Genomic DNA, 19,373 nt, shown 5'->3' on the forward strand with positions numbered 1-19,373 from the left:
ACATGCCCACCACCAATGTGCAACGCAGGCTGGCTGCTACTGCCGGCCTTGCCCGGCCTCCTGCCGAGCCCCTGGAGCTGCACCCACAGCTGGCCAATGCGCTGGTGCGCTTCATCGGCGTCGGCAAGACCTACCAGGGCGCCCAGGGCCCCGTGCAGGCGCTGCAAGGCATCGACCTGAACATCGAGCGTGGCGAAGTGTTCGGCATCATCGGCCGCAGCGGCGCCGGCAAGTCGTCGCTGATCCGCACCATCAACCGGCTGGAACAGCCCAGCAGCGGGCGCGTGCTGGTCGATCAGGTGGACATCGGCGAGTTCGACGAGGACCGCCTGGTGGCCCTGCGACGGCGCATCGGCATGATCTTCCAGCACTTCAATCTGATGTCGGCAAAAACCGTGTGGCAGAACGTCGAATTGCCACTCAAGGTCGCCGGTGTGCCCCAGGCCGAGCGCTGGCGCAAGGTCGGTGAGCTGCTCGAACTGGTCGGTCTGCAAGGCAAGCGCGATGCCTATCCGGCGCAGTTGTCCGGCGGGCAGAAGCAGCGTGTCGGCATCGCCCGGGCGCTGGTGCACGACCCGCAGATTCTGCTCTGCGACGAAGCCACCTCGGCGCTGGACCCGGAAACCACCGAGTCGATCCTTGCCCTGCTGCGCGACATCAATCAGCGCCTGGGGCTGACGATCATCCTGATCACCCACGAAATGGCCGTGATCCGCGCCATCTGCGACCGCGTAGTGGTGCTCGAAGGCGGCCAGGTGGTGGAGCAGGGCCCGGTGTGGCAGGTGTTCGGCAACCCCCGGCATGAGGTCAGTCGGACCTTGCTGGCACCGCTGCAACACGGCCTGCCCGAAGAATTGCGCGCCCGTCTGCGCAGCACGCCTGCGACGCCTGGCGCAGCGCTGGTATTGCGACTGCGCGTGACCGGGGCACAGGCCGGCGAGGCGGATCTGTCGTCGCTGTTCAATCTGCTGGGAGGCCAGGTCAGCCTGTTGCAGGGCGGTATCGAACGGATTCAGGGCCGCGCGCTGGGCAGTCTGGTCGTGGCGGTGAGCAATTCGCCCCATGACCGCGAGCATCTGCTGCAACGCGCCGGGCAATGGGCACAACAGGTAGAGGAGCTGGGCTATGTGGTTTGATCGTCTGCTGCAGGGCGCCCTGGACACTTTGCTGATGGTGGGCGTTTCCTCGTTGATCGCGCTGCCGGTGGGTGTGGTGATGGCCGTGGTGCTGGTCACCAGCGACCGGGGCGGTATCTACCAGGCGCCGGCGCTGAACCGGGTGCTGGGCGCGTTCGTCAACCTGTTCCGTTCGGTGCCGTTTCTCATTCTGATGGTGGCGCTGATCCCGTTCACCCGGCTGATCGTCGGTACGACCTATGGCGTGTGGGCGGCCGTGGTGCCGTTGACCATCGCTGCGACGCCGTTCTTCGCGCGCATTGCCGAGGTCAGCCTGCGGGAGGTCGATCATGGCTTGGTCGAAGCCGCGCAGGCCATGGGCTGCCGACGCTGGCACATCGTCTGGCACGTACTGCTGCCTGAAGCGCGACCGGGCATCGTGGCCGGCTTCACCATCACCGTGGTGACCATGATCAATTCATCGGCCATGGCCGGCGCGATCGGTGCCGGCGGGCTGGGCGACATCGCCTACCGCTACGGCTACCAGCGTTTCGACAGCCAGATCATGCTCACGGTGATCGTGCTGCTGGTGGCCCTGGTGACCCTGATCCAGTTCGGCGGCGACCGGCTGGCGCGGGTGCTCAACAAGCGCTAGTCGTCAGACCGCAGCGCCCCTTCGCGGCCACTGACCGCTCCTACGGAGGATTCGTGGCGGAGTTTCGCGGCCGCTGACCGCTCCTACGGGGGATTCGTGGCGGGGTTTCGCGGCCAACGACCGCTCCTACGGGCGATAATGTCCTGCGTAGGAGCGGTCCGTGGCCGCGAAAGCCACGCTGCGGTATCTCAGGCGGAGCACCCTACCTTCTTTTGCCCAACCTGAATCAAGCCTGCTTACCCTCGCCCTCGTCTTCCTTGATCCGGTACCAGGCCACATACAGCGCCGGCAGGAACAACAGGGTCAGCAAGGTTGCCACCACGATCCCGCCGATCATCGCATAGGCCATCGGGCCCCAGAACACCTCGCGGGCAATCGGGATCATGCCCAGACTGGCGGCTGCCGCCGTGAGCAGGATCGGCCGGCGTCGATGCTCGGTTGCCTCCAGCACGGCATCCCACGGCTTGTAGCCATCGCGCTCGTAGGCGTCGATCTGGGTCACCAGAATTACCGAGTTGCGGATGATGATACCGATCAGCGCCAGTATCCCGAGAATCGCCACGAAACCCATGGGCGTCCCGGTCGGCACCAGCGCCAGCACCACACCGATGATGCCCAGCGGCGCAACACTGGCCACCAGGAACATCTTCTGCACACTGTGCAGCTGGATCATCAGGAAGGTCGCCATGAGGAACAGCATCAACGGCACCACCTTGGCAATCGGCCCCTGCGCCTTGCCGCTTTCCTCGACCGTACCACCGGTGGCTACCTTATAGCCCACCGGCAAGCCTTCGGCGAATTTCTCGATTTCGGGCTTGAGCTGGGCCACCAGATCGGTCGGCTGGATATCGTCGCTGACCGCCGCCTTCAAGGTGATGGTCGGCAAGCGATCACGCCGCCACACCAGCGGCTGCTCCAGCTCGTAGCGGACGGTGGCGAAGGCCAGCAGCGGAATCGACGTCCCGCTGGGCGTGACGATCTGCAGGTTCTGCAAGGTTTCCGGCGAACCCCGCTCGGCATCGTTGGCACGGCCGACCACGTTGACCAGATAGATATCGTCGTTGACCTGAGTCACCGCCGAGCCGCTGACGATGGTGTTCATCAGCTTCGCCACGTCTTCGGACGACAAGCCCAACTGCCGCGCCTTGTCCTGAGCGATGTCGATGCGCAGCACTTTGCCCGGCTCGTTCCAGTCGTAGATCATCTCGCCGATGTGCGCGTTGTGGTCCAGCAAGGTTGCCAACTCGATGGCGTGCTTGCGCACCTGGTCGATGTCCTTGCCGCTGACCCGGTACTGGATCGGCCGGCCCACCGGCGGCCCCATCTCCAACGCCTGAACATAGGTGCCGATGCCGACGAAGTCTTCGCGCAGGCGCTTCTTCAAGCGCTCGGTCAGCGCGCCACGCTGCTCCAGGCCTTTGCTGACGATCACCAACTGAGCGTAGTAAGGGTTCTCCAACTGCTGGTCCAGCGGCAGATAGAAACGGATCGCGCCCTGACCGATGTAAGTGCTCCAGCGCGCGATGTCCGGATCATCCTTGAGCGTGGCCTCGAGGCGGTCGACTGCCTTGCGCGTCTCGTTGATCGAAGCGTTCTGCGGCAGGTTCAGGTCCACCAGGATTTCCGGGCGGTCGGACGAGGGAAAGAACTGGTTCTGCACGAAACGCATGCAGAACAGCGCTGCGGCAAACAGCAGCAACGTGCCGATGATGGTCAGCCAACGGTGACGCATGCAGCCCAGCAGGCCACTGTGGAACCAGCGCGCGACACGCCCCGGCTGCTCCGGCTTGGGTTTGACGTTCTTGCTCAGGATATGCACGCCGATGACCGGTGCGAACAGCACCGCCACCACCCAGGACACCAGCATGGCCACCGCGATCACGGCAAACAGGGTAAAGGTGTACTCACCGGCCGAGCTGGCGTTCAAGCCGATCGGCACGAAACCGGCCACGGTGACCAAAGTGCCGGTGAGCATCGGGAATGCGGTAGAGGTGTAAGCGAAGGTAGCCGCCTCCTCCTTGCTGTCACCTGCTTCCAGGCGGGTGACCATCATTTCCACGGTGATCATTGCATCGTCCACCAGCAGGCCGAGGGCGATGATCAACGCTCCCAGGGAAATACGCTGCATGGTGATGCCGCTGTACTCCATGAACACGAAGACCATGGCCAGCACCAGCGGAATCGAGCAGGCCACCACCAGGCCAGCGCGCACGCCCAGGCTGATGAAGCTGACGATCAACACGATGACCACGGCCTCGAACAAAGCGCTGGTAAAACCGCCGACGGCCTTCTCGACCACCTCGGCCTGGTCCGAAACCTTGTGCACCCCCACGCCCACCGGCAACTGCGCGGTCAACGCGTTCATGCGCGCATGCAGCGCGGTGCCGAACTCCTGAATGTTGCCGCCGTCCTTCATGGCAATGGCCAGCCCGATGGCGGGCTGGCCGTTGTAGCGGAACATCGGCGCAGCCGGGTCTTTGTAGCCACGTTCGATGTCGGCAATGTCGGTCAGCCGATAGAAACGGTCGTTGAGCCTGAGGTTGATCGTTTCCAGGTCTTTCTCAGACTTGAACTGCCCCGAGGTTCGCACCGAAATGCGCTCGGGGCCCGCCTCGATCACACCGGCCGGCGTCACCGCGTTCTGCGCCTGCAACGCGCCGACCACCTGTTGTTGATCCAGGCCGAGCGCGGCGAGTTTGCGCGTGGAGAAGTTCAGGTAGATGACTTCGTCCTGCTGGCCCACCAGTTGGACCTTGCCCAGGTTGTCGACCTGACGGATCTCGGCACGCACCTGTTCCACATAGTCGCGCAGCTGCCGCATGCTCAGGCCGTCGGCGGTGAAAGCATAGATGGAGCCGAACACGTCGCCGAATTCGTCGTTGAACGACGGCCCCTGCAAGCCTTGGGGGAAGGTGCCGCGAATGTCGTCGACCTTCTTGCGCACCTGGTACCAGATCTGCGGAATCGCCTTGGCGCTGGTGGTGTCACGCAGATACACGAACACCGTGGACTCGCCGGGCCGCGTGTAGCTTTTCACGTAGTCCAGAGAGTCCAGCTCTTCGAGCTTCTTCTCGATGCGGTCAGTGACCTGCTTGAGCGTCTCCTCCTGAGTCGCCCCTGGCCACCGGCTCTGGATGACCATGGTCTTGATGGCGAACGCCGGGTCTTCTTCACGGCCCAGGTTGAAATAGGAAAACACGCCCATCAGCAGGCCGACGAACATCAGGTACCAGACGAAGGACTGGTGCTTGAGCGCCCAGTCGGACAGGTTGAAACTTCCCTTCATTGCCGGCTCGCCTCGTCCAGTTTGATTTTCTGCCCAGGTTTCAGGCTGTTGACGCCGGCGCTGACCACGCGCTCGCCTGCCTGCACACCGCTGCCGACCACCACGACGCCACGGTCGCGGCTGAGCACGGTGATCGGACGCGGGTTGACGGTCTTGTTCTGGACGTCCACCAGCCACACCTGGGTCTTGCCATCGACTTCCTGCACTGCGGTCTCGGGCAATTCCAGGCGCTGCGCGATGCTTGAACTCAAGGTCACGCTGATTGCAGTACCCAGGCGCAGGCCGGCAGGGCTCTCGCGCAGGGTCAGGCGTGCGCGACGGGTGCGCGTGGCACTGTCGGGCCGCGGCTCAAGCTCACGCAGGGTGCCGGTGGTAGCAACGCTTGGATCAAGTTGGGACTGCACACGAAACTCCACGCCCTCGGGCAGGGTTTCGGCAAGCCCGGCGGGCAGGTCGATGACCGCCTCCTTGACGTCGGGGCGGGCCAGGACCACCACCTCTTCACCAGCGCTGACCACTTGCCCGACTTCCACCTTCCATTGGTTGACCACGGCGGCGTGATCGGCGCGCAATTCGCTGTAGCCCAATTGGTCCTTGGCCTGGCTGACGGCGGCCTTGGCCTGATCGAGCGATGCCTGGGCGGTCTTCAGGTCGGTCTGGGCGATGTCCAACCCTGCCTGCGCACCCACGCCGCGGTCGAACAGCTCCTGCTGGCGCCGCGCGTTGGCCTGGGCATTGATGAACTGCGCCTGCACGCGGGCCAGATCACCCTGGTTCGAGCGCAACTGGTTCTGTTGGTCGGTCGGATCGAGGGTGGCCAGCAGCTGGTTTTTCTCCACCTGGCTGCCGACATCCACCGCACGCCGGGCAATGCGTCCCGACACCCGAAAACCCAGCGTGCTCTCGTAGCGCGCCTGGATATTGCCGGCAAAACGTCCCAGGCTCTGCTGATCCAGGCCCTTGACCTCGACCGACAGCACCGGACGAATCGGCTCGGGGGCTTGCTCTTCCTTCGAGCAGCCTGCCAGCGACAGCACGGCGGCGAACAACGCGATCACCGCTTTCATGGCTGACGCTCCTCGGCGATTTCCACCTGCATGTCCGGGTGCAGCAACTGCCCGCCGGCGACGACCACGCGGTCGCCATTGTTCAAGCCATTGGCGATCACCACCTTGCCGGTCAGGTAACGGCCGACGTCGACCTTGCGCAGATTGACCTTGTCACCTTCCCCCACCACCCACACGGCAGGCTCGGCAATGTCCTTGGTCAACGCCGACCAGGGCAGCTCGACGCTGGTCTTGCCCGGGCCGTTGAGCGATGCGTTGACCACCGAGCCCAGGTCCATGCCCTTGGGCAGGCCTTGCAGAGCGATCTTCACGCGTACTGTACCGGTCTGCGCGGACACCGCCGGGGTGACTTCGCGCACGGTACCGGTGGTCTTGATCGCCGGATCGTCGAGCAGGCTGACAGTAATCGGTTGCTGCCCGCCGGGTTGGGCAAACAGCGACTCGTACACGTCGAATACCGCATCGCGGTCGCCATCGCGGGCCAGACCGAAGATCGGCGCGGTGGCCTGTACCACCTGACCAACCTCGGCCTGGCGAGCGGTGATCACGCCTGGGGCGTCGGCCACCAGGTCGGTGTAGCTCAGTTGTTCACGGGCATTGGCCAACTGGGCGCTGGCCGCCGCCAACGAACTCTGCGCACCGCGCAGCGCCGCCTGGGCGGAGTCGTATTCACTCTGGCTGGTGTAGCCCTTGGGCAGCAGCTTCTGCTGGCGCACGAAGGCCGCCGATGTCTGCTTCACACGGGCCTGCTCGGCGGCCACCGCAGCCTTGGCCGAATCGACGTTGGTCTGCAGGTCCTTGGGATCCAGGCGCGCCAGCACTTGCCGCGCGCTGACATGATCGCCCACGTCAACCAAACGCTGGATGATCTTGCCACCGACGCGGAACGACAACTGGGTCTGGATGCGCGCCTGCACATCGCCGGTGAGATTGACCGCAGCGGCGAACTCGCCGCTCTGCACATTCTCTACGCGCACACGCGGATGCGTCGGCTCGATGGGCTTGTCTTCACCACATCCCGCCAGCGCAACCAACAAAAGGGAAACCCCTACAACCTTCCAACGAGGACCAGCCATGCAGGCTCCTTTGCGTGCGCTGTGATGCCAGGTGTGTATGCGACTGTGGCCGTGGTGCGAGGTTCATTTGCCGGGAATGGCCCTGCCCGGACAAAGCAAAACGCCGACACTGTACAAGCTGTCGGCGCTCAGGTGAACCGTTGTCACACTCGGGAATCAGAACGCCGGCAATACCGCGCCGCTGTACTTCTTCTCGATGAAGGCTTTGACTTCGGGGCTGGTCAGCGCCTTGGCCAGTTTCTGCATGGCCAGGCTGTCCTTGTTGTCGGGACGGGCCACCAGGAAATTCACGTAAGGCGAATCCGAGCCTTCGATAACCAAGGCATCCTTGGCCGGGTTCAGGCCGGCTTCAAGTGCGTAGTTGGTGTTGATCATGTCCAAGTCGACCTGATCCAGCACGCGCGGCAGCATGGCCGATTCCAGCTCCTTGAACTTGAGGTTCTTGGGGTTGCTGGCGATGTCCTTGGGGGTAGCCAGGGCGTTGCTCGGGTCCTTCAGGGTGATCAGGCCGGCTTTCTGCAGCAGGATCAACGCGCGGCCGCTGTTGCTGCCCTCGTTGGGGATGGCGACGGTCGCGCCGTCCTTGAGTTCGCTCAGCGACTTGATCTTCTTCGAGTAACCACCGAAGGGCTCGACGTGCACGCCGATCACGGTGACCAGGTTGGTGCCCTTGCCCTTGTTGAAGCTTTCCAGGTACGGCAGGGTCTGGAAGTAGTTGCCGTCCAGACGCTTTTCGCCTACTTGCACGTTGGGTTGCACGTAGTCGGTGAACACCTTGATGTCCAGCTCGACGCCTTCCTTGGCCAGGGTCGGCTTGATCAGCTCGAGGATCTCGGCGTGCGGAACCGGCGTGGCGGCGATCACGAGTTTATCTGCCGCGTTGGCCAGGCCGAAAGACAGGGAGGCCGCCAGGGCGGTGAACAGCAAAGCCTTTTTCATGCTAAGTCCTTGAAATTGGGTGGCGGCGGCAGCGATCGGCCAGCCTTGCGCGGACAATACCCGGAATTAATATTCCTACAAATACCTTTTAGTTTGCTGCTTATGCCTTTTTGCCCAGATATTCCAGGCTGCGGTTCAGCAGCGCGGCCAAGGCAGTCGGGTCGGCGTGCTCGGCGGCCTGCGTCAACAGCTGCTCGAGATGCACGAGCAAGTCCGTGTTCGCGGCCGCTGGCAGATTGAGATGCTCGGGCAGGATTTCGTCGCCGCGGCTGACCAACAAGGCAAAATGGATGACGTTTTCCAGCTCGCGGGTATTGCCGGGCCAATCGTGGCGTTCCAGCGCTCGCTGCGCATCGGCGCTGATCAGCGGCACCGTCAGGTTCAAACGATGGCTGTAGATGCCCAGGAAATACTCGGCCAGGGCGAGGATATCGCCGGTCCGCTCGCGCAAGGGCGGCAACGTCAGGCGGCCTTCGCCTAGATAGGCATGCAACCGTCCGTTGAATTTCCCCGCGGCCACGGCCTGGCCCAGATCGATGCTCGACGCCGCCACCAGGCGCACGTCCACCGGATTGGGCTGGGCCGCGCCGACGCGGGTCACTTCACGGGTTTCCAACGCCGCGAGCAGCTTGGTCTGAATGGCCAGCGGCAGGTCGGCGATCTCGTCCAGGTACAGCGTGCCGCCGTTGGCCGAGCCGAACCAGCCCGCCCGGCTGCTGGCCGTGCCGCTGTGGGCGCCAGCGCTGTAGCCGAACAGCTCGGCATCGGCGTAGGTCGGGCTGATCGCGCCGCAATTGACCGAGACAAAAAGGCCGCCACGATCACTGCCGCGATGAATGTGCCGGGCGAGCAGTTCCTTGCCGGTGCCGCTTTCACCCTGGATCAGCACGGGCAGTGCCTTGGGCGCCAGCCGTTCGAGCTCCTCGCGCAAACGCCGCGAGCGCGGATCGACGAACACCAGCGCCTTGGCGCGTATGCTCAGCGGGCTCTTGTCGGCGTCGGGAAAGGTCAGCAGCGGCTGGCCGAAGGTGTCGTTGTATGCGGTCATGGGCAAAGCTCCCACCGGCCTGGGTGCAGGCGGCGTACTCGGTTGTCGGGCATTCAGGCACGCAGCTGGATGTGCTGGTCCATGCGACTCTGCAGGCGATAGAGGTAGGCAAACCCCTGTTCCCAGCGTTGATGCCCGGACTTGACGTTGATATGCCCGGCACCGGCCAGAATGCCCGCTTCGGCGCCCCAGTCGCGGGCCAGTTGCAAGGCTCGCGGGGCGCTGGCCGCAGGGTCGTTGTCCGAGCCCACCACTTGGCTGGGGAATGGCAGCAGGTGTTTGGGGATGGGCGCGAAGTTGCGCAAGGCCGGCGAGCAGGCTGGTCGCTCTACATCTGCAGGCGCCACCAGCAGGGCTCCGCGAACCTTGCGCAACGACACCAGCGAGGCATGCGCCGACCAGTGGGCGACGGTCACGCATCCCAGGCTGTGAGCAATGAGAATCACCGGATCGGCGCTGGCATTCACCGCGCGGTCCAGCGCCGCGACCCAGTCTTCACGCCGTGGCGTGAGCCAGTCATCCTGCTCGACCCGCGCGCTGTTGGGCAGGGTTCGTTGCCAATGGCTTTGCCAATGATCATCGGACGAGCCCTGCCAGCCTGGCACGATCAGATAGCGGATCGACTCATTGCGCATGGGATGCGCCTCCTGCAAACGTTGCGTTGGAGGCCAGTATAGGGAAAGGATTTATATCCGTTAAGGAATAAGAAGCTATTTATTAATAACCAAAAATCCGAATTATCGGGTCACCCGGCATGCCTCTTTTACCGCATCGACCCGGACGCGGCTTGCGCCGCTGCTACAAGGTACGGGTGATTTTCTGTAGCAGCGGCGCGAGCCGCGTCGGCGGTGCACGCGGTGTCTATGAATGAANACAACGTCTCACCCCGTGCCAGGCCACTGAGGCTGTCATGATCCTTGACCACCTCGGCCTCGATCAGCTCGCTCTGCCCCTCGACCTTCAGCGTCACCCGCGTGGTTGCGCCCAACGGACGAATGTCACGCACCTCGGCGGCATGATGGTCGTCCAGCTCGTGGCGCGACAGCGACACTTCGTGCGGACGAAACAGCACATGCTCCTCGCCACCCAACTGCAAGCGGTTGGAGTCGCCCAGAAAGTGATAGACGAAGTCGCTGGCCGGGTTCTCGTACACCTCGCCTGGCGAACCGATCTGCTCGATGACACCCTTGTTCATGACCACGATGCGATCCGCTACTTCCATCGCTTCTTCCTGGTCGTGGGTCACGAAGACCGACGTCAGGTTGATGTCCTCGTGCAAGCGCGCCAGCCAGCGACGCAGCTCCTTGCGCACCTTGGCGTCGAGGGCGCCGAAGGGTTCGTCGAGCAGCAACACCTTGGGCTCCACCGCCAGGGCACGGGCCAGCGCAATACGCTGGCGCTGGCCACCGGACAACTGCTCGGGGTAGCGATCGTGCAACCAGTCCAACTGCACCATGTTCAACAGCTCATGCACTTTCTGCGCAATCACCGTTTCGGTGGGCCGTTCGCGCTTGGGTTTCATGCGCAAGCCGAAGGCAACGTTGTCGAACACCGTCATGTGTCGAAACAGCGCGTAGTGCTGGAACACGAAACCGACGTTACGATCCCGCACATCGTGGCCGGAAACGTCCTCGCCGTGGAACACGATGCTGCCCTGGTCGGGCGTTTCCAGGCCGGCAATGATGCGCAGCAAAGTGGTCTTGCCGCAGCCGGAAGGGCCCAGCAGAGCCACCAGCTCGCCACTCTGGATGTCCAGATTGATGGAGTCCAGGGCCTGGAAGGCATTGAAGCGCTTGCTGACGTTACGAACTTCGATAGACATTAATCATTCCTCCGCGGCGCTGTTGCGCAGGCGGTCAATACGGGACTCGCTCCACTGCTTGAGCAGCAGGATGAAGAGCGCCAGGATCAGCAACAGGCTCGCAACGGCAAAGGCAGCGACATGGTTGTATTCGTTGTAGAGAATTTCCACGTGCAGCGGCAGGGTATTGGTCACGCCGCGAATGTGCCCGGACACCACCGACACGGCACCGAACTCGCCCATGGCCCGCGCGGTACACAGCACCACGCCGTAGATCAGCCCCCACTTGATGTTCGGCACGGTGACGTACCAGAACATCTGCCAGCCATTCGCGCCCAGCAGGCGCGCCGCTTCCTCTTCCTGCGTGCCCTGCTCCTGCATCAGCGGGATCAGCTCGCGAGCCACGAACGGCACGGTCACGAAGATGGTGGCCAGCACGATACCCGGCAAGGCGAACACGATCTGGATGTCGTGGTCCTGCAGCCACGGCCCGAACAGGCCCTGGGCGCCGAACATCAGCACATAGACCAGGCCGGCAATGACCGGCGACACCGAAAACGGCAGGTCGATCAGGGTGACCAGAATGCTCTTGCCGCGAAACGAATACTTGCTCACGCACCAGGCGGCGCTGACGCCGAACACCAGGTTCAGCGGCACCGAAATGAGCACGGCGAACACCGTCAGTTTGAGCGCCGACAGCGCATCGGGCTCGAAGATCGCCGCGAAAAAGGTCCCCAGGCCCTGCTTCAAGCCTTGGGACACGACGATCAGCAACGGCAGCAACAGAAACACGGCGAAGACCAGCCAGCCCAGGGCGATCAGCACCCGCCGCGAGGTCGCGCTGCCACGTCGGGCCGCATTGGTGGAGGCAGCAATGGAAGATGCAGACATGTGCGGAGCCTCCTTCAAGGGGTTTCGATGCGCCGCTGCAACAGATTGATCAGCAGCAGCAGAATGAAGGAAACCACCAGCATCATCACGCCGATGGCCGTGGCGCCGGTGTAGTCGTATTGGTCCAGCTTGACCATGATCAGCAGCGGCAGGATTTCGGTCTTCATCGGCATGTTGCCGGCAATGAAAATCACCGATCCGTACTCACCCACGCCGCGGGCGAACGCCAAGGCGAAACCGGTCAGCCAGGCAGGCAACAGCGCCGGCGCCAGGATGAAGCGGAACACCTGCAGCGGCCTGGCGCCCAGGCAGGCCGCGGCTTCCTCGACTTCGCGCGGAATGTCGGCGAGCACCGGCTGCACCGTGCGCACCACGAACGGCAGGGTGACAAAGGTCAGGGCTAGGGTGATGCCCAACGGGGTGTAGGCGATCTTGAAACCCAGGTCAGCGGCGAACTGCCCAACCAGGCCGTTGGGTGCATACAGCGCCGTCAGGGCAATGCCTGCCACGGCGGTGGGCAGGGCGAACGGCAGGTCGATCATCGCATCGATGATCTTGCGTCCGGGAAAGGTATAGCGCACCAGCACCCAGGCCAGCAGGGTGCCGATCACGCCGTTGATGATCGCCGCACACAACGCCGTGCCGAAACTGAGTTTCAGCGCGGCGAGTACGCGTGGAGCGGTGACGATGGTCCAGAACTGTTCCCAGGTCAGCTGCGCGGCATGCACGAACATGGCGGCCAGTGGGATCAGCACGATCAGGCTGAGGTACACGACGGTGTAGCCCAGCGTCAGCCCGAAGCCGGGTATGACGGGGGAGATACGACGCGACATAGAGGTCCTTGATGAATACGGTTTACACAATCGGGCCTCTTCGCGGGCAGAGCCCCGCTCCCACAGGCTTTACGGTGACCTGTGGGAGCGGGGCTCTGCCCGCGAAGAGGCCAGTCGCCTCAACGAATCTTATTGAGCCTGATAAATCTGGTCGAACACCCCACCATCATTGAAGAATTTAGGCTGTGCGGTTTTCCACCCGCCGAAATCCTTGTCGATAGTAACCAGATTCAGCGCTGGAAATTGCTTCGCATACTTGGCTGCCACATCCTTGTCGCGCGGACGATAGAAGTTCTTCGCAGCGATTTCCTGGCCAGCCGGGCTGTACAGGTGCTTGAGGTAGGCTTCGGCGATTTCCTCGTTGCCCTTCTTCTTCACGTTCTTGTCGACCACGGCCACTGGCGGCTCAGCCAAAATCGACAGCGAAGGCACGACGATATCGAACTTGTCCTCGCCACCGTCTTCCTTCAGCGCCAGGAACGCTTCGTTTTCCCAGGCCAGCAACACATCGCCCTGCCCGTTGTTGACGAAGGTAATGGTCGAGCCACGGGCACCGGTGTCCAGAATCGGCACGTGCTTGAACAGCGTCTGTACGTACTCTTTGGCCTTGCCTTCGTCGCCCCCGCCGGCTTTCAGGCCGTAGGCCCAGGCTGCCAGGAAATTCCAGCGGGCGCCGCCGGACGTCTTCGGATTCGGCGTGATCACCGAGACATCATTCTTGATCAGGTCGCCCCAGTCCTTGATGCCCTTGGGGTTGCCCTTGCGCACCAGAAACACGATGGTCGAGGTGTAGGGCGTGCTGGCGTCCGGCAGACGGGTCTGCCAGTTTGCCGGGATGGACTTGCCCAAGCGGCTGATCTCGTCGATGTCACCGGCCAGCGCCAGGGTCACCACATCGGCGGGCAGGCCGTCGATCACCGCCCGGCCCTGCTTGCCCGAGCCACCGTGGGATTGCTTGATCGACACGGTGTCGCCAGCGTGTTCCTTTTTCCAGAAGTTGACGAACTCGGCGTTGTATTCCTGATACAGCTCACGGGTCGGATCGTAGGACACGTTGAGCAGCTCGTAGTCCTTGGCGACGGCGGAGCCGGCAAATACGGCACTGGCGAGGGCTGCCAAGGCATAACGGCGGATAGACATGGACGAAGCTCCTGGAATGGCGGGTATTTTTCTTATGGCTGCTACGCAGGACGCGTACTCAGCTGGGCTTGTTGCCCGGGTTCTGCAAACGGAATTTTTCCTTGCGTTCGATCTGCACGACTTGAGCGTTGTGTACGGTGATCTCCACCGCACCGAAACGCAGGTCGCGCAGCGCACTCTGAATTTCCCGCAGAATGGTGGCTTCGTCCTGTCCTTCGACGCTGCGTAGCGATGCGCTCATGATCATGCTCCTGAGTAAGGGGTGCCAAGGTGGCGTGAGCGCGATAGTAGAGGGGTCTTATTATTCTTAAAAATACTGTTTAAGAATTTTCATATAACCAGAAGTCTTTATCTGCTCTTATTGGACCGGCCATTGCAGCGAGCTGGCTTGCACCGGACGGCCGAACCAATAGCCCTGACCCAGTCCGCAACCGTGCTCCAGCAGGAACTGCGCCTGATTCGCCTGTTCGATGCCCTCGGCATGCACCTGCATGCCCATGCTATGCGCCAGCGCGATGATCGCCGTGGTGATCGCCACATCGTCCTCGTCGGCAGGCAGGCCGGCGACGAAACCCTGGTCGATCTTGAGTTTGTGGACCGGCAGGCGCTTGAGCCTGAGCAGGGATGAATAACCGGTACCGAAATCGTCGATCGCCAGTCGCAAACCCAGATCGCGCAGGTGATGCAATTGCTCCAGTGCGCGGTCCGGATCATCCATCACCGCACTCTCGGTCACCTCCAGTTCCAGATGCGCAGGTGCCAGTTCCGTCTCGGCCAGAACCCTCTCGACCTGCCGGTAGAGATCATGGTGGCTGAACAGACGGCTGGAGATGTTCACCGCGACGAAATCCAGTGCCTTGCCCTCGACCTGCCACTGACGCATCTGTCGGCACGCGGTGGCCAGCACCCAGGTGTCGATCTCGGCGATCAAGCCACTGCGCTCGGCGATCGGTATGAACTGCCCCGGCGGTACCAGGCCGCGCTCCGGGTGTTGCCAGCGCACCAGCGCCTCCACCCCGACCAGGGCCTTGTCGCGCAGCGCATGCACCGGTTGGTAGTGCACGCGCAGCTGGCCGTCGGCCAGGGCCTGGCGCAGTTCTGCGGTCACTTCGATCTGCTGCTGGGCGCGGGCGGTCAACTCTTCGGTATACAGGGCATAGCTCGAACGGCCCCGTGCCTTGGCCTGAAACAGCGCCGAGTCGGCGTTGCGCAACAGCTGCTCGGCACCCTGCGCGTCGTCGGGAAACAGACTGATGCCCATGCTGGCGCTGATGAACAAGGTGTGCCCGTCGATGGCGAAGGGCGCACGCAGGCCTTCGAGCAACACCTGCCCCAGCGCCGTCGCTTGCCCGGTGCGCAACTCGCCTTCCATCAATACGGCGAACTCGTCGCCCCCCAGCCGCGCCAGGGTCACTTCCTCGCCCAATCCGCACTGCAGACGCTCGACCACGGCCATCAGCAACCGATCACCCACGCCATGCCCGAAGCTGTCGTTGACGTTCTGAAAGTGGTCGAGGTCGATCAGCAACAACGCGCAGCAGCGTTGCGCAAGCCGGGCCGTACTCAGGGCGTGTTCGGTACGGTGGCTGAACAGCAGGCGATTGGGCAGCCCGGTCAGCGGATCATGGTGTGCCAGATGGGCCAGCTCGCGCTGCGAATGCCTGATCGCGCTGATGTCGGAGAACACCGCCACATAGTGGCTCAGCTGGCCCCGATCATCGCGGATGGCGCGAATGGTCTGCCACTGCGGGTAGCTGTCGCCGCCCTTGCGCCGGTTCCAGATCTCGCCGCTCCACTGGTCGTGCTCGGCCAATGTGCGAAACATCTCTTGATAGAAAATCGGCGGATGCTGACCGGATTTAAAGGTATTCGGGTTCTGCCCGAGCACTTCGTCCTCTGCGTACCCGGTGATCGCCATGAAGGCCCGGTTGACCTGCAGGATGCGCCCTGCAGTGTCGGTCACCAGCACGCCGTCAGCGGTGCAGTCGAAAACCGCTGCCGACAAGCGCCGGCTTTCGCGGTTGGCCTGCCGCGCGCGCAGCCAGGCAAAAGCGAACGCACTGCCCAGCAGCCACACACCGCAACCGGCCAGGTGGAACCCCCATCCGGCCGGCGAGGCACCGAAAAGGCCATTTGCCACACGACCGCACAACAGAAACCACACAACGCAGACAATCAGGTAAATCACAACGCCGCGCGCTGTAACCCGAGATAAAACAGACATAGGGTCAATCGGCCACACAAAATGTGTACCAATTATAGAATAGAAACATTCAGCGACTCTTATCTAAAAGAGCGACTGGCTTTATCTGATAGCTAGTCGATAATGCGCTGCACGCATTACCCACCCAACCGAGGGCCTTCCCGCCTATGTGGTACAACGGTTTTCTCGATCTGTCCGCCTGGCAAGTGGTGGCAGTCACGTTGTTGCTGACCCATGTGACCATCATCAGCGTCACTGTCTATCTGCACCGCTATTCCGCCCACCGCTCGCTGGAACTCAACGCCGGGCTCAAGCATTTCTTCCGTTTCTGGCTCTGGCTCACCACTGCCCAGAACACCCGCGAGTGGACCGCCATCCACCGCAAGCACCACGCCAAATGCGAAACCGTCGACGATCCGCACAGCCCGGTGATCAAGGGCCTGGGCACCGTGATGCGTACCGGCGCCGAGCTCTATCGCAAAGAGGCGGAAAACCCCGACACCTTGCGCATCTATGGCAAGAACTGCCCCGAAGACTGGATCGAGCGCAACCTGTACTCGCGCTTCCGCCATACAGGCGTGGTCCTGATGCTGGTCATCGACCTGCTGTTGTTCGGCGCCTTGGGCCTGACCGTGTGGGCCGTGCAGATGATGTGGATTCCCTTCTGGGCCGCCGGCGTCATCAACGGCCTCGGCCATGCCGTGGGCTACCGCAACTTCGAATGCCGCGACGCGGCCACCAACCTGGTGCCCTGGGGCATCATCGTCGGCGGCGAAGAACTGCACAACAACCATCACACCTACCCCAATTCAGCCAAGCTGTCGGTCAAGAAATGGGAGTTCGACATGGGTTGGGCCTGGATCAAGCTGTTCACCTGGCTGCGCCTGGCCAAGGTCCAGCGCGTGGCACCGATTGCCCACCGCGTGGAAGGCAAAGGCCAGCTCGACATGGACACCGCCATGGCGATCCTCAACAACCGCTTCCAGATCATGGCGCAGTACCGCAAGCTGGTGATCGCACCGCTGGTGCAGCAGGAGCTGAGCAGGGTCGACGAGTCGGTGCGTCAAAAATTCCGTCGGGCCAAACGCCTGCTGTCGCGGGAAACCAGCCTGCTGGACGAAGGTCACCACCTGCATATCCAGACGATGCTGGAACACAGCCACGCGTTGCGCGTCATCTACGAAAAACGTCTGGCACTGCAACAGATCTGGGCGCGCACCAGCTCCAACGGTCATGATATGCTCGCCGCCATCAAGGATTGGATCCAAGAGGCCGAAGCCAGTGGCATTCACTCGCTGCGCGACTTCGCGACCCAGCTCAAGACGTACTCGCTGAGGCCTGCTGCAGCCTGAGCCGTTTATCGGTGCGCCTTGGCCCCAAGGCGCGCCGTTCGGAACTTCGTTACAATTTTCCGCTCTCAGACTCATAGCGCTACCGCCTGGGATCATGCCTTGGCCGCGCCTTTTCGCGCATCCGTTCGCAGTAATCCCAACGCCTCTGAGATGCCGTGATGATGGTCAATAAAAAATTACCTTCTACACCCGTCAAACCTCTACCCGAAGCCGCTGAAACCCTATTGGCCTTGATGCATGCCCAGGGTGAGGTCGCGCGGCTCAAGGAGCGCGAGCAGCTGTTCAGCTCGCTGTTGGTCAGCGTCAACGCGGTACTCTGGGCGTTCGATTGGGAAACCCAGCAGATGATCTACGTCAGCCCCGCCTACGAACGGATTTTTGGCCGCTCGGTGGGTTTGCTGCTGGCCGACTACAACGAATGGCGTGACAGCATCTATCCAGATGACCTGGACTACGCCGATCGCAGCCTGGCCGAAGTGCTCGACAAAGGCGCCGTCGAAGACCGCGAATACCGCATCATCAGCGCCGACGGCCAAATCCGCTGGCTCAGCGACAAGTGCTTCGTCAGCCATCAGGTGGATGCAGGGCAGCGCGTGATCGTGGTGGGTATCGCCGAGGACATTACCGAAAAGAAGCACCTTGAAGGCGAGCTCCAACGCCTCGCCACCACCGACGTCCTGACCCAGAGCAGCAACCGTCGACACTTCTTCGAATGCGCCCACCGCGAGTTCGAACAGTCCCGCCTCAACGACACGCCCATGGCCTTCCTGCTGCTGGACATCGACGACTTCAAGATGATCAACGATACCTATGGCCACCAGGAAGGTGACCATGTGCTGCAACGCATCGCCGAAACCGGCCGCGCGGTCCTGCGCCGCGGCGACTTGTTCGGGCGCATCGGTGGTGAAGAATTCGCCGCCGTGTTTCCGGGCTGCGCGCCCGACATGGCCATGCAGATCGCCGAGCGCCTGCAGCGCGAGATCCAGCGCCTGAGCTTCCACCACAACGGCAAGAACTACGGCGTGACGGTAAGCCAGGGCCTGACCAGTATTCAGCCGCAAGACGAAATGCTCGACTCCCTTTTCTCGCGTTCCGACGCCGCCATGTACCAGGCCAAGCGCCAGGGCAAGAACCAGATCGTGCCGGCCTAATCAGCGAACCATTGGTGTCCTCCGCCACCCGTTCAATTGCGACACGCCTATTTTATGCAACCGTGCTGGATTGATCGCGTCTGGCCCCTTAGGGAATTCAACCATGTTGTATCGATTTGCAGAATTATCTACCTAGATCAAAGCCCATTGGGTTGAGGGTATGCTAGCCAACTTCATCATTCTCTATTAGAAAGACATATTCGTTTCCTTGAGCCATACGTTAGGTCATGGTTTACTTTTCCATGGAGCTACGGAGAATTACCACTCAAGGAGTTGCACATGAAACAATTAATTATAATTGTCACGCTTGTCACGCTTGTCCCGCTATCGGCTGCTGCTAATTATGACAGCGAAGTTCGCTTAAGCTTTCCGCCTGCTTATTCCACGTTAACTAAAGTTGATTTGGAGGACTGGAAGTCTGTCACAAAAGAATTCAGAGACAACGCCCTCTGGAATCAAGACACCACTGAAATTCAGTCATGCGAAAGCCTCTATACCTTGCCGGTTACCACATCGCGCGAAGGTAATGTCAGCTTTGGCGGTATCTGCACCATCGCAGGCTCTGGCCAAAAGGTATTCATCTGCACCGACCGCATGCTCGGCCGCTTCGAGGTATTTCCAGAATATCAGCGCGACCTGCCCTGGATCGCCCAGACAATATTCGACCATTGCTGGGGTGGTTGATCCCGACCTCTCTCGATCACCGCTGAGGCCAGTGATCAGATAGAGGCCTTTATTCATGTCCCGGCGTAGTCCAGCGCGTCAGCGAATCATTGGCGCGCCCCGCCACCAGTTCAGCTGCGACACGCCTATCTT

At 62.1% G+C, this 19,373-nt stretch carries 16 protein-coding genes and 1 pseudogene; 5 read left to right on the plus strand and 12 right to left on the minus strand.

Going from position 1 to position 19,373, the window contains the following annotated elements; genetic code table 11:
* The first annotated feature begins 2 nt into the window (after positions 1–2).
* Both IFT57_RS26090 and IFT57_RS26095 read left to right on the plus strand, forming a co-directional pair.
* Positions 3–1,136: a methionine ABC transporter ATP-binding protein gene (locus tag IFT57_RS26090; protein WP_122801295.1), complete on the plus strand. Its 1,134-nt coding sequence runs from the start codon at positions 3–5 to the stop codon at positions 1,134–1,136.
* Positions 1,126–1,770 carry a methionine ABC transporter permease gene (locus IFT57_RS26095; protein WP_122480625.1) on the plus strand — a complete coding sequence of 215 codons (645 nt, stop codon included), beginning with the start codon at positions 1,126–1,128 and terminating at the stop codon, positions 1,768–1,770. The genes IFT57_RS26090 and IFT57_RS26095 overlap by 11 nt, the downstream gene beginning before the upstream one ends.
* Before the next feature lie 226 nt (positions 1,771–1,996).
* Here the strand turns inward: IFT57_RS26095 and IFT57_RS26100 are convergent, their stop codons facing one another.
* The 12 genes and pseudogenes from IFT57_RS26100 to dibA all read right to left on the minus strand — a co-directional run bounded on the left by IFT57_RS26100 (position 1,997) and on the right by dibA (position 16,075).
* Entirely contained in the window at positions 1,997–5,056 is a 3,060-nt protein-coding gene (locus IFT57_RS26100) for an efflux RND transporter permease subunit (RefSeq protein ID WP_122714260.1), read from the minus strand.
* Positions 5,053–6,123 carry an efflux RND transporter periplasmic adaptor subunit gene (locus IFT57_RS26105; protein WP_122795838.1) on the minus strand — a complete coding sequence of 357 codons (1,071 nt, stop codon included), beginning with the start codon at positions 6,121–6,123 and terminating at the stop codon, positions 5,053–5,055. The genes IFT57_RS26100 and IFT57_RS26105 overlap by 4 nt, the downstream gene beginning before the upstream one ends.
* Entirely contained in the window at positions 6,120–7,199 is a 1,080-nt protein-coding gene (locus IFT57_RS26110; protein ID WP_192153149.1) for an efflux RND transporter periplasmic adaptor subunit, read from the minus strand. Before IFT57_RS26110 ends, IFT57_RS26105 begins: the two co-directional genes overlap by 4 nt.
* A gap of 156 nt (positions 7,200–7,355) precedes the next feature.
* The gene (locus IFT57_RS26115; RefSeq protein WP_192153150.1) at positions 7,356–8,138 is read right to left on the minus strand and encodes a MetQ/NlpA family ABC transporter substrate-binding protein; all 783 of its coding nucleotides are present in this window, start codon (positions 8,136–8,138) and stop codon (positions 7,356–7,358) included.
* Between the two features lie 100 nt (positions 8,139–8,238).
* Positions 8,239–9,186 (minus strand): sigma 54-interacting transcriptional regulator, encoded by a 948-nt coding sequence (locus tag IFT57_RS26120; protein WP_192153151.1) that lies wholly within the window; start codon positions 9,184–9,186, stop codon positions 8,239–8,241.
* A gap of 53 nt (positions 9,187–9,239) precedes the next feature.
* Positions 9,240–9,821 (minus strand): alpha/beta hydrolase, encoded by a 582-nt coding sequence (locus IFT57_RS26125; protein ID WP_122795834.1) that lies wholly within the window; start codon positions 9,819–9,821, stop codon positions 9,240–9,242.
* Between the two features lie 238 nt (positions 9,822–10,059).
* Positions 10,060–11,008 (minus strand): annotated as a pseudogene (locus IFT57_RS26130) (sulfate/molybdate ABC transporter ATP-binding protein); the annotation flags it as partial.
* 3 nt (positions 11,009–11,011) lie between these two features.
* Positions 11,012–11,878 (minus strand): sulfate ABC transporter permease subunit CysW, encoded by an 867-nt coding sequence (gene cysW / locus IFT57_RS26135; protein ID WP_122480633.1) that lies wholly within the window; start codon positions 11,876–11,878, stop codon positions 11,012–11,014.
* 14 nt (positions 11,879–11,892) lie between these two features.
* Positions 11,893–12,711 carry a sulfate ABC transporter permease subunit CysT gene (cysT, locus tag IFT57_RS26140; RefSeq protein ID WP_122714254.1) on the minus strand — a complete coding sequence of 273 codons (819 nt, stop codon included), beginning with the start codon at positions 12,709–12,711 and terminating at the stop codon, positions 11,893–11,895.
* Between the two features lie 129 nt (positions 12,712–12,840).
* Complete coding sequence (locus IFT57_RS26145) at positions 12,841–13,851, minus strand: sulfate ABC transporter substrate-binding protein (RefSeq protein ID WP_192153152.1); 1,011 nt, start codon at positions 13,849–13,851, stop codon at positions 12,841–12,843.
* A 58-nt stretch (positions 13,852–13,909) separates the two neighbouring features.
* A complete protein-coding gene (oscA, locus tag IFT57_RS26150) occupies positions 13,910–14,092 on the minus strand; it encodes a sulfur starvation response protein OscA (protein ID WP_043191814.1) in 183 nt (60 codons plus the stop codon).
* Between the two features lie 117 nt (positions 14,093–14,209).
* Positions 14,210–16,075: a phosphodiesterase DibA gene (gene dibA / locus IFT57_RS26155; protein WP_192153153.1), complete on the minus strand. Its 1,866-nt coding sequence runs from the start codon at positions 16,073–16,075 to the stop codon at positions 14,210–14,212.
* A gap of 146 nt (positions 16,076–16,221) precedes the next feature.
* Between dibA and desA the strand changes: the two genes are divergently transcribed.
* From desA to IFT57_RS26170, 3 genes are all read left to right on the plus strand, one after another.
* Positions 16,222–17,406: a delta-9 fatty acid desaturase DesA gene (desA, locus tag IFT57_RS26160; protein ID WP_192153154.1), complete on the plus strand. Its 1,185-nt coding sequence runs from the start codon at positions 16,222–16,224 to the stop codon at positions 17,404–17,406.
* A gap of 161 nt (positions 17,407–17,567) precedes the next feature.
* The gene (locus tag IFT57_RS26165) at positions 17,568–18,557 is read left to right on the plus strand and encodes a GGDEF domain-containing protein (protein WP_240998864.1); all 990 of its coding nucleotides are present in this window, start codon (positions 17,568–17,570) and stop codon (positions 18,555–18,557) included.
* Positions 18,558–18,836: 279 nt separating this feature from the next.
* The gene (locus IFT57_RS26170) at positions 18,837–19,241 is read left to right on the plus strand and encodes a hypothetical protein (protein ID WP_192153155.1); all 405 of its coding nucleotides are present in this window, start codon (positions 18,837–18,839) and stop codon (positions 19,239–19,241) included.
* Positions 19,242–19,373 lie beyond the last annotated feature (132 nt).

It is taken from the genome of Pseudomonas sp. CFBP 13719, from assembly GCF_014842095.1.
Classification (GTDB): Bacteria; Pseudomonadota; Gammaproteobacteria; order Pseudomonadales; family Pseudomonadaceae; genus Aquipseudomonas.